Origin of the sequence: Leclercia sp. M50 (genome assembly GCF_037150775.1) — a bacterium.
GTDB lineage: Bacteria > Pseudomonadota > Gammaproteobacteria > Enterobacterales > Enterobacteriaceae > Enterobacter.
Window position 1 is genome coordinate 36,589 of the sequence record NZ_JBBCPK010000028.1, and the last position, 11,478, is coordinate 48,066.

Annotated in this window: 8 protein-coding genes; 5 read left to right on the plus strand and 3 right to left on the minus strand. The window is 58.5% G+C overall.

Annotated features, from left to right (window positions below; all coding sequences use genetic code 11):
- Positions 1-87 precede the first annotated feature (87 nt).
- The 3 genes from WFM46_RS09205 to WFM46_RS09215 all read right to left on the minus strand — a co-directional run bounded on the left by WFM46_RS09205 (position 88) and on the right by WFM46_RS09215 (position 2,065).
- Positions 88-1,128, minus strand: a complete 1,041-nt coding sequence (locus WFM46_RS09205; RefSeq protein ID WP_336997479.1) for a hypothetical protein — start codon at positions 1,126-1,128, stop codon at positions 88-90.
- A 292-nt stretch (positions 1,129-1,420) separates the two neighbouring features.
- On the minus strand, positions 1,421-1,876 hold the full coding sequence (locus WFM46_RS09210) for a hypothetical protein (protein WP_336997484.1): 456 nt from the start codon (positions 1,874-1,876) through the stop codon (positions 1,421-1,423).
- Positions 1,877-1,912: 36 nt separating this feature from the next.
- Positions 1,913-2,065 carry an ash family protein gene (locus WFM46_RS09215; protein ID WP_442913451.1) on the minus strand — a complete coding sequence of 51 codons (153 nt, stop codon included), beginning with the start codon at positions 2,063-2,065 and terminating at the stop codon, positions 1,913-1,915.
- A gap of 308 nt (positions 2,066-2,373) precedes the next feature.
- On the opposite strand from WFM46_RS09215, the gene hydN reads away from it, so the two are divergent.
- The 5 genes from hydN (at position 2,374) to fdhF (WFM46_RS09240) (ending at position 10,665) form a co-directional block, all read left to right on the plus strand.
- Complete coding sequence (gene hydN / locus WFM46_RS09220) at positions 2,374-2,919, plus strand: electron transport protein HydN (protein WP_142486855.1); 546 nt, start codon at positions 2,374-2,376, stop codon at positions 2,917-2,919.
- 40 nt (positions 2,920-2,959) lie between these two features.
- Positions 2,960-5,110, plus strand: a complete 2,151-nt coding sequence (gene fdhF, locus WFM46_RS09225) for a formate dehydrogenase subunit alpha (protein ID WP_336997481.1) — start codon at positions 2,960-2,962, stop codon at positions 5,108-5,110.
- Complete coding sequence (gene hypF, locus WFM46_RS09230; RefSeq protein ID WP_336997482.1) at positions 5,111-7,333, plus strand: carbamoyltransferase HypF; 2,223 nt, start codon at positions 5,111-5,113, stop codon at positions 7,331-7,333. It begins immediately after the preceding gene.
- A gap of 14 nt (positions 7,334-7,347) precedes the next feature.
- Complete coding sequence (locus WFM46_RS09235) at positions 7,348-8,367, plus strand: HoxN/HupN/NixA family nickel/cobalt transporter (RefSeq protein ID WP_103178615.1); 1,020 nt, start codon at positions 7,348-7,350, stop codon at positions 8,365-8,367.
- 150 nt (positions 8,368-8,517) lie between these two features.
- On the plus strand, positions 8,518-10,665 hold the full coding sequence (gene fdhF, locus WFM46_RS09240) for a formate dehydrogenase subunit alpha (protein ID WP_336997483.1): 2,148 nt from the start codon (positions 8,518-8,520) through the stop codon (positions 10,663-10,665).
- Positions 10,666-11,478: the final 813 nt, after the last annotated feature.

Here is an 11,478-nt window from a genome sequence, read left to right on the forward strand (position 1 = left end):
AGAACCGGACGTTATAAATACCATGTAGGCAATGAACAAAAAGATGGATGCAACCCATACTTGATTTGTGTTTTACATTATTCTGTATCAATATAAATTTAACCCAAGTTTATTAATTACTTTTCTACGCATTCCAAAAATAACATCACCACTTCTGGAAATGAATGAAGCAATGCGTCGATCATTGTCATCTACACCTTCCCAGAAAAATGGGACTTTATTATTCATAAGGCTTTCTGCAAAGGTTAAATGTGTTAATGCCAAGAAAATCCTAACAAAATTAGATGGTTCATTGAAATCTTGATTCAACAAATGCAGTGTTAAATGTCTATTGAAACTACCTTCATTAACTCCTCCAGTTGGTTTATATATGACATTTTTAAAAAAAGATCTAGTTGAATTAATTACATCACACTGCGGATTTAAATGTGTGAAAAAATCCACCTCAGTTTCAATGTCATAGCCTTTTCCAGGATGCCAGTCAAAATTTGGGATCTGACGTTCTCCCCATGTAATAATGAGTTTTCTAATTTCCTTTTCAAATCTTTCTGCACTTGTGTTTGTGTTATCACCATCACAAAATTTCACAAGTAAATTTCTCAATCCGCCTTCAAAAACAGGAAAAAGCGACATTATAGATATATGATCATATCCCAAATAAAAAGCCTCTATAGCTTCAAAAATAATTGTTTTATAATGTTTTAGTGATTCGCTTTTTATGAAATACTTATTAAAGTAAGCAATTGCAATTTCTAATGAGAAATTTTTGAACAACCATTCGCTTGAATTTTTAAGTGGGTTTTCACATCTTTTAATTTCATGAATTGCAGAAGAAAGAGTACCTTCTCCAATATATAGGGGTAACGCTATACCAAGTGAGTTTGCTTGCGACTGAATATTGGAATATCGTCCCCAATGTCTATTTAAGTATGATATTGGCCTTTCGGTAAGTAAGAAGTTTAAATCATCAGTTTTAACTGCGAAAGAAGCATAACAAAGCTCACTTTTTGAAATCACTGGTTCTACGCTATGATTTCTCCTGAATTGATTTGAAATTTCATTCTCAGAGAGCTTATCTAATTTAGATAAGCGCTTCAAAGTTGGCAGGAATTTCTCTAAATCAGACATAATATTCCTAAAAGGGAAGAATTAATCCTTACGAAGGATATCACATTATTCGTTGATTAATAATACTATTTGATGGTATTTTTATCAGCTTAGAATTAAGGGGAAACGTCCGTTTTTCGCTCTTAACAGGCATTCATTGTTTCTTATACGCAACAAAGATGTTGTCAGTTGATAAAAAAACGAAACCAGAAATGCGCTCAACGCCAACCCCATCCTCAAACGCATTCAGGGGCCCACCACAGCCCCCTATCAAACCTGAAATCAGTCAGCCTTCACCACATTCCAGCCGCACTCAATGCACCGTAATATAAGGCTCCTTCACAAACTCATTAACCAGCCAGACCAGATCATGCAGCAGCCCCGCCAGTTCTTTCTCGACACTTGCGGGCAACGTTCCAACCAGAATCGCCTGCACCAAAGCCAGCGCATAATCCACCTGGGGCGCGGTTTCCTGCCAGCAGTCCGGCATACAGGAGGTGAAAGTTTCCCCCTGGATCAACTGCGCGACAAGATGTGGTGGGAGTGCAGCATCACAGCGTTCACGCAGCTGGCGTAGCGCGTGCAGCAGACCTTCGCAGAGCACAGCGCGGGAAGCACTGTCCTCAGTTTCGATCAATACGCTCACCAGAGCGGCGCAGCGATCGGCGACCTCAAAGAGATCCGCAGCAGCAGAAAGCGGCGTAGTCAGGGAAGGGGGAATAACCTGTTCGTCAGATTGCGGGTAAGTCAGGGTTGGGATAGTAGTCATCATGACATTCTCTCTGTATTAATTGAATTAACCAGCCTAAGAGTTCCTACGCTCAAAGGAGGTAGCACTGACGGAGGTAGGAATGCCGCCTACAGAGGAAAACGGCCAGCCTTTCGGCTGCTCCGCCAGTGCCACCGTGATTTTACGGGATATGCACTGTCGCGACATATAAATATCGCTCTGTAGAATACGGGTTCCTACGCCCGATTGCGGATGTGCCGCAACGCAGTCACTTTACGAGCCAAATTTCAGGATTAAAAGCCTTAACCATGAATTACATAGGGTTACTTTAAGGTTTGCGAGGCTCCTTCCAGAAAGTCCATGCCGGGGGCGCTTCGCTTGCCCGGCATGGATGCTAAATACGCCAATACTGTCATCGTCACTTATGTCGATGACAGCCACCCCTGCAAAATAAATCCGTTAAATTTCAATAAATTAATTTCTGGCGCGATTTATGCATACCTCCGGCAAGCTAATCATCATTCCCGGAGATAAGAATGAACCGTTTCATCATTGCCGATGCCAGCAAATGCATCGGCTGTCGTACCTGTGAAGTGGCCTGCGTGGTGTCGCACCACGACACCCAGGACTGCGCCTCGCTGACCCCGCAGAACTTCCTGCCGCGCATTCACGTCATCAAAGGCGTCAACGTCTCCACGGCCACCATGTGCCGCCAGTGCGAAGATGCTCCCTGCGCCAGCGTCTGCCCGAACGGGGCGATCACCCGCGATAACGATTTTGTTCACGTCCATCAGGAGCGCTGCATCGGCTGCAAAACCTGCGTGGTCGCCTGCCCGTACGGCGCGATGGAAGTGGTGCTGCGTCCGGTTGTGCGCAGCATCGGTGCCGGGCTGAACGTGATGTCGGAGAAGGCCGAGGCCAACAAGTGCGACCTCTGCTACCACCAGCCGGACGGCCCCGCCTGCATTCAGGCCTGCCCGACCAATGCCATTGTCTGCATCGACAGGCAGAAGCTTGAGCAGTTGAGTCTCGAGAAACGCCGCCGTGCGGCGCTGGACTCGGTTTCCTCGCAGATGCTGTAAGCCTCTGCCTCTCTTTTCACTTTTAGCAGGTCTGTTACTGATGAAAAAAATCACCAGCGTCTGCCCGTACTGCGGTGCGGGCTGTAAATTAAAACTCGTCGTCGACAACAATAAAATCGTGCGTGCGGAAGGCGCACAGGGCGTCACCAACCAGAATCAGCTGTGCCTGAAAGGGTATTACGGTTGGGATTTTCTCAACGATACCCGGCTGCTGACGCCGCGCCTCACCCAGCCGATGATCCGCTACCAGAAAGGCGGCAAGTTTGTGCCGGTCTCCTGGGAGGAGGCCATTCGCTACACCGCCCGACGCCTGAGTGAAATCAAAGCCAGCCACGGCCCGGGCGCCATCATGACCACCGGATCGTCCCGCGGCACCGGGAATGAAACCAACTATGTGATGCAGAAGTTTGCCCGCGGGGTGCTCAACACCAACAACGTCGACTGCTGCGCCCGGGTCTGCCACGGGCCGAGCGTGGCCGGGCTGCAGGAGACGCTGGGCAACGGGGCGATGAGCAACTCCATCAGCGATATCGAACACTCAAAATGTCTGCTGATCTTCGGCTACAACTGCGCCGACTCGCACCCGATCGTCGCTCGCCGGGTGATCAAAGCCAAACAGAACGGTGCACGGGTGATCGTCTGCGATCCGCGCAAAATCGAAACCGCGCGCATTGCCGACCGGCATTTGCAGATTACTAACGGCTGCAACATGGCGCTGGTGAATGCTTTCATTTACACCCTGCTGGACGAGAGCCTCTATAACGCCGACTACGTGGCCCGCTACACCGAGGGGCTGGACGCCCTGCGCGAAACGGTCAGCGGCTACGCCCCGGAAAACGTCGAGGGCATTACCGGCGTCAGCGCCCGGCAGATCCGCGATGCGATGCGCATCTACGCCGCCGCGCCATCCGCCACCGTGATGTGGGGGATGGGCGTCACCCAGTTCGGGCAGGCGGTGGACGTGGTGAAAGGGCTCGCGACGCTGGCGCTGCTCACCGGCAACCTCGGGCGCGAACACTGCGGCGTCGGCCCGGTGCGCGGTCAGAACAACGTCCAGGGGGCCTGCGACATGGGTGTCATACCCAACCAGTTCCCCGGCTATCAGGATGTGACCGACCCGCAGGTGCGGGAGAAGTTCGCCCGGGCGTGGGGCGTTGATCCTGCGCGGATGGATGACCAGGTGGGCGTGCGCATCACCGAGGTGCCGCACCTCGCCCTGGAGGGTAAGGTCAAAGCGTATTACATCATGGGGGAAGATCCGCTCCAGACCGAGGCGGACCTGGGCCTGGTGCGCAAAGGCTTTGACGCCCTCGACTTCGTGGTGGTGCAGGACATCTTCATGACCAAAACCGCCGAGGCGGCGGACGTGCTGCTGCCCGCCACCTCCTGGGGCGAGCATGGCGGGGTCTTTACCTGCGCCGACCGCGGCTTCCAGCGCTTTGAAAAAGCCGTAGAGCCTAAAGGCAACGTCAAGCGCGACTGGGAGATCATCAGCCTCATCGCCACCGAGATGGGCTACCCGATGCACTATCGCGACAACCAGCAGATCTGGGACGAGATGCGCGCGCTCTGCCCGCTCTTCTACGGCGTCACCTGGGAAAAAATGGGCGAGATGGGGCACGTCCAGTGGCCTTGCCCGACCCTCGATCATCCCGGCACGCCGTGGCTCTATGCGGATAACCGCTTCGACACCCCGAACGGCAAAGGCCAGCTTTTTGCCGCCCCGTGGCGCAAGCCGGCGGAACTGCCGGACGAAGCATACCCGCTGGTGCTCTGCACCGTGCGCGAGGTGGGGCACTACTCCTGCCGCTCCATGACCGGCAACTGCGCCGCGCTGCAGGCCCTGGCGGATGAGCCGGGCTTTGTGCAGATGAACCCGCAGGATGCGGCAAAACTGGGCGTTCAGGATCGCCAGCTGGTGTGGGTCAGCTCCCGCCGCGGGAAGGTGATCAGCCGGGCGGACGTCAACGAGCGCATCAACCAGGGGGCGGTGTACATGACCTATCAGTGGTGGATCGGGGCCTGCAACGAGCTGACCCAGGACAATCTCGACCCGGTCTCGAAAACGCCGGAAACCAAATACTGCGCCGTCAAAATCGACGCCATTGCCGATCAGCCCTGGGCGGAACGCTACGCCCAGACCACCTATCGCGACATGAAAACCCGCCTGCGTGAGGCGGTGGAGAGTTAAATGAGTACAAACGGCACGCGGGTGCGCATTCGCGGCAAAGTCCAGGGGGTGGGGTTCCGCCCCTGGGTCTGGCAGGTGGCCCAGCAGCTGGGGCTCAGGGGCGACGTCTGCAACGACGGGGCAGGGGTGGAGGTGCGTCTCGTCGGTGGGGCGCAGGCCTTTATCCGCCAGCTTGCCGTCGGCTGCCCGCCGCTGGCGCGTATCGACGATATCCAGGAGCAGCCCTGGCGCTGGGCGCAGCCTCCGGTGGATTTTACCATTCGTGCCAGCGCCCACAGCCAGATGACCACCCAGGTGGTGCCGGATGCCGCCACCTGTCCGGCCTGTCTGGCGGAGATGAACGACCCGCGCGAGCGCCGCTACCGCTACCCGTTTATCAACTGCACCCACTGCGGGCCGCGCTTCACCATTATCCGGGCGATGCCCTACGACCGCCCGGCCACCACCATGGCGGGGTTTGCGCTCTGTCCGGCCTGCGAGGCGGAGTACCGCAACCCGGCGGACCGGCGCTTTCACGCCCAGCCGGTGGCCTGCCCGGAATGTGGGCCGCAGGTCAGCTTGGTGTGCGGCGAGGCGCGTGAGGAGCGGGAAGCCGCCCTGAAGGCCGCCATATTGATGCTGAAACAGGGCGGGATCGTGGCGGTAAAAGGGCTGGGGGGCTTCCATCTGGCCTGCGATGCGCAAAACGTTGCGGCGGTAAACAGGCTGCGGGAACGTAAACGCCGCCCGACCAAGCCGCTGGCGGTGATGATCCCCGCGCGCCTGGCCGCGTGGCTGCCTGACGACGTGCAGGCGCTGCTGCGCTCCCCGGCCGCGCCGGTGGTGCTGGTGGCAAAACACACTCTCTTCTGCGAGGCCATCGCCCCCGGGCTTAATGAGGTGGGGGTGATGCTGGCTGCCAATCCGCTCCAGCACCTGCTGATGCAGGATCTCGATCGCCCCCTGGTGATGACCTCCGGCAACCTGAACGGCTGCCCGCCCGCGCTCACCAACGCGCAGGCGCTGCGCGATCTCGCCGGGATCGCCGACGGCTGGCTGCTGCATAACCGCGATATCGTCCAGCGCATGGACGACTCGGTGATGCGCGCCAGCGGGGAAATGCTGCGCCGCGCCAGAGGCTTTGTGCCGGATGCGCTGCCCCTGCCGCCCGGTTTTGAACAGGCGCCATCGCTGCTCTGCCTGGGGGCGGATCGCAAAAATACCTTCTGCCTGGTGCGCGGCGGCCAGGCGGTGCTGAGCCAGCATCTGGGGGATCTGCATGATGACGATGCCGAACGTCAGTGGCAGCAGGCTCTGACCACCATTCAGGATATCTGGCAGTTTACCCCCGAGCGGGTGGTGACCGATGCCCACCCCGGGTACCGCGCCACGCAGCTCGGCCAGCAGATGCCCTATCCGCAGCATCAGGTGCTGCATCATCACGCCCACGCCGCGGCCTGCATGGCGGAACACGGCTGGCCGCGGGACGGCGGGGATCTCATCGCCCTGGTGCTGGACGGTATCGGCCAGGGGGAAAACGGCGCGCTGTGGGGTGGGGAGTGCCTGCGGGTGAACTACCGCACCTGCAAAAAGCTGGGCGGATTGCCGACGGTGGCGCTGCCCGGCGGCGATCTGGCGGCGCGTCAGCCCTGGCGCAACCTGCTGGCCCAGTGGCAGGCGTTTGTCCCCGAGTGGCGGACGCTGCCGGAGGCCGCCCGCCTTCTGAACAAACCCTGGCAGCCGCTGGCCCGGGCGATTGAACGCGGGGTGAATGCGCCGCTGGCCTCCTCCGCCGGGCGGCTGTTTGACGCCGTGGCTGCGGCGCTCAACTGCGCCCCGGAACAGATCAGCTACGAAGGGGAGGCCGCCTGTCGGCTGGAAGCTCTGGCCCTGAGCGCCGCGCCGCAGTGCCACCCGGTCACGATGCCGGTGCGCGACGGCGAGCTGGATATGGTCACCTTCTGGCGCCAGTGGCTCGGCTGGCAGGCGCCGGACAACGCCCGGGCGTGGGCCTTTCACGACGCGCTGGCCCAGGGGCTGGCGACCCTTGCGGGCGAACATGCCCGGCGGCTGGCGCTCTCCACCGTTGTCTGCAGCGGCGGGGTGCTGCACAACCGCCTGCTGCGCGAACGTCTGCAGTTCTGGCTACGCGATTTTACCGTGCTGTTTCCCGGGCGGCTTCCCGCCGGTGACGGGGCGGTGGCTTTTGGGCAGGCAATGATTGCCGCCGCGACTTTTCTTTGAATCTGGATCTGACTATGTACATGAAATATTTCAATAACCATCCCAAAGCCCTGGCGCTGATGCTGGCGTTAATCGCAACCAATATTCTCGCCTGGGGTCTGGCGTTCTACCTCTTTCACGCCACGCCGTCGCTGCTGGCGGCCAGCCTGCTGGCCTGGTGCTATGGCCTGCGTCACGCGGTGGATGCCGACCACATTGCCGCCATCGATAACGTCACCCGCAAGATGATGCAGCAGGGCAAGCGTCCCTGCGGCGTGGGGGCCTGGTTCTCGCTGGGGCATTCGACGATTGTGGTGCTGGCCTCCATTGCCATCGCCGCCACCGCCACGGCGTTCAGCCGCAATATGGCATGGTTCCACGAAACCGGGGGCACCATCGGCACGGCGGTCTCCGCCTTCTTCCTGCTGGCGATGGCGCTGGTCAACCTGGTTATTCTGCGCGACATCTGGGGCAGCTTTAACAAAATGAAGCGCGGCGAAAGCGTGCCGGAGACGGTGTCGTTTGCCCGCGGCGGGGTAATGAACTGGCTGTTCCGCTCGGCGTTTCGCCTGGTCACCCGCAGCTGGCACATGTATCTGGTGGGCTTCCTGTTTGGCCTTGGATTTGATACCGCCACCGAGATTGGGGTGCTGGGGATCTCCGCGGCGGGTGCCTCCAGCGGCATGTCGGTATGGGCGATCATGGTCTTCCCGCTGCTGTTCACCAGCGGCATGGCGCTCATCGACACCCTCGATAACCTGATTATGGTGGGCGCATACGGCTGGGCCTTCAACAAGCCGCAGCGCAAGCTCTACTACAACATGACCATCACCGGCACCTCGGTGGTGGTGGCGCTGTTTATCGGCGGGCTGGAGGCGCTGGGCCTGCTGGCAGATAAGCTGGGCCTTGAAGGTGGCCTGTGGAACGGCGTCGCGGCGCTGAACGATAACCTCGGTAACGCCGGGTTTATCGTGGTCGGGCTGTTTGTCGCCTGCTGGGTTATCTCGTTAATCAACTACCGCTTTAAAGGCTACGACGCCCTGGTTGTACGCTAACGTCATCGCTGTCCGTTCGTCACGACACTTTTGACGAACGGACCCCTTTCCGCCATTTATCCCTCTTATTTTCAATAAGTTAATTTTAGTTTTCAGGCTGGCATAGTTAATGCATACCGCTGGGGACATATTACCAACGGAGTAACACCGATGAAGAAAGTCGTCACGGTTTGCCCCTATTGCGCATCGGGTTGCAAAATCAACCTGGTGGTCAATAACGGCAAAGTCGTCAAGGCTGAAGCAGCACAGGGTAAAACCAACCAGGGCGATCTCTGCCTGAAGGGGTATTACGGCTGGGATTTTATCAACGACACCAAAATTCTCACCCCGCGCCTGAAGACGCCAATGATCCGTCGCGAGCGCGGCGGCAAGCTGGAAGCCGTCTCCTGGGACGAAGCGCTGGACTACGTTGCCAGCAAGCTCAGCGCCATTAAGGCTGAGCACGGCCCGGACGCGATCATGACCACTGGTTCATCCCGCGGTACCGGGAATGAAACCAACTACATTATGCAAAAATTTGCCCGCGCGGCAGTCGGCACTAACAACGTCGACTGCTGCGCGCGCGTCTGACACGGCCCATCGGTTGCAGGTCTGCACCAGTCGGTCGGTAACGGCGCAATGAGCAACTCCATTGTCGGCATTGAAAAAGCGGACATGGTCTTTATTTTTGGCTACAACCCGGCGGATTCGCACCCTATCGTGGCGAACCGCGTGATCAAGGCCAAACGCAACGGGGCGAAGATTATCGTCTGCGATCCGCGCAAAATCGAAACCGCGCGCATCGCCGATATGCACCTGGCCCTGAGAAACGGCTCCAACATCGCGCTGCTTAACGCGATGGGGCATGTGATTATTGAAGAAGAACTCTACGACCGCGCCTTTGTGGCGGCGCGTACCGAGGGCTTCGAAGAGTATCGCAAGATCGTCGAAGGCTATACGCCGGAATCGGTCGAGGCGATCACCGGGGTCAGCGCGGCGGAGATCCGCCAGGCGGCGCGGATGTACGCGGCGGCTGAAAACGCGGCGATCCTCTGGGGCATGGGCGTGACCCAGTTCTACCAGGGCGTGGAAACCGTGCGGTCGCTCACCAGCCTGGCGCTGCTGACCGGCAACCTCGGCAAACCGTATGCAGGGGTGAACCCGGTGCGCGGGCAGAACAACGTGCAGGGCGCGTGTGATATGGGTGCGCTGCCGGATACCTATCCGGGCTATCAGTACATCAATAACCCGGAAAACCGGGCCAAGTTTGCCAAAGCCTGGGGCGTGGATTCACTGCCGGCCCATACCGGGTATCGCATCAGCGAGCTGCCTCACCGGGTGGCCCACGGAGAAGTGCGCGCGGCGTACATCATGGGGGAAGATCCGCTCCAGACCGACGCCGAGCTCTCTGCGGTGCGTAAGGCGTTTGAGGGGCTGGAACTGGTCATTGTGCAGGATATCTTTATGACCAAGACCGCCGCTGCCGCGGATGTGATCCTGCCGTCCACCTCCTGGGGTGAACACGAAGGGGTTTACACCGCCGCCGACCGTGGTTTCCAGCGCTTCTTTAAAGCGGTTGAGCCGAAGTGGGAGCTGAAAACGGACTGGCAGATCATCAGCGAAATTGCCACGCGGATGGGCTACCCGATGCACTACAACAACACCCAGGAGATCTGGGATGAGCTGCGTCATCTGTGTCCGGATTTCTATGGCGCCACCTACGAGAAGATGGGCGAGCTGGGCTATATCCAGTGGCCGTGCCGCGACGAGTCCGAGGCCGATCAGGGGACCGATTACCTGTTCGAGAAGGAATTTTCCACCCCTAACGGGCTGGGGCAGCTCTATACCTGCGACTGGGTCGCGCCGATCGACAAGCTGACGGAGGAGTATCCGCTGGTGCTCTCAACCGTGCGTGAAGTGGGGCACTACTCGTGCCGCTCGATGACCGGGAACTGTGCGGCGCTGGCGGCGCTGGCCGATGAACCGGGCTATGCGCAGATCAACACGGCGGACGCCGCGCGTCTGGGTATTGAGGATGAAGCGCTGGTGTGGGTGACGTCGCGTAAAGGTAAAGTCATCACCCGAGCGCAGGTGAGCGATCGTCCGAACAAAGGGGCGGTCTATATGACCTACCAGTGGTGGATTGGGGCTTGTAATGAGCTGGTGACGGAGAACCTGAGCCCGATTACCAAAACGCCGGAGTATAAGTATTGCGCCGTGCGTGTGGAGCCGATTGCTGACCAGCAGGCTGCGGAACAGTATGTGATTGATGAGTATCATAAGCTGAAGAAGCATCTCAGGGAGATGGCGGTTGGGTGATGGGGGGGATGTTGTAGGCCCGTGCAAGCGTAGCGCCGCCGGGCGTGGGCGGGGCAGGGGGGCCTGGGTGGTGGAACATGTGGCGGTGGAGGGGGTTCCGTTCACCATATGTTCGCTGCTTCTCTGTAAACCACGTCACCGGTGAACGTGCCAGGGGGGCTCGCCGCCTCCCCTCTGGCAACCCCGGCTCCCGGCCTGCGGTCAAAGCTTCGGCGATTTTCAGCCGGACACGGCATCGCTGTGAGTCATTTATTCTTTTTACGATTCTTCAGTGCTGTGATTTTGCTGGTGCAGGTTTTGTGTTTTGTAGGCCCGTGCAAGCGTAGCGCCGCCGGGCGTGGGCGGGGCAGGGTGTGGACCTGGGCGGCGAAACATGTGGCGGTTGTGGTGGTTCCGTTCACTTCATGTTCGCTGCTTCTCTGTTAACTATGTCACCCGTGAACGTGCCAGGGGGGCTCGCCGCCTCCCCCCTGGCAACCCCGGCTCCCGGCAACGAAAATCGCCGCTTCGCGGTGCCCTCAGCTTATTCCCTTCGGCTTTCGGGTCGGGGGCGATCCTACATCCCTGTAGGTCGCCCCCTCTCGGCGCATCCCTGCGCCTCGCCCCGGCCTGCGGTCAACGCTTCGGCGATTTTCAGCCGGACACGGGCATCGCTGTGAGTCATTTATTCTTTTTACGATTCTTCAGTGCTGTGATTTTGCTGGTGCAGGTTTTGTGTTTTGTAGGCCCGTGCAAGCGTAGCGCCGCCGGGCGGGGCAGGGGTGCCTGGGTGGTGGAACATGTGGCGGTGGAGGGGGTTCCGTTCACCATATG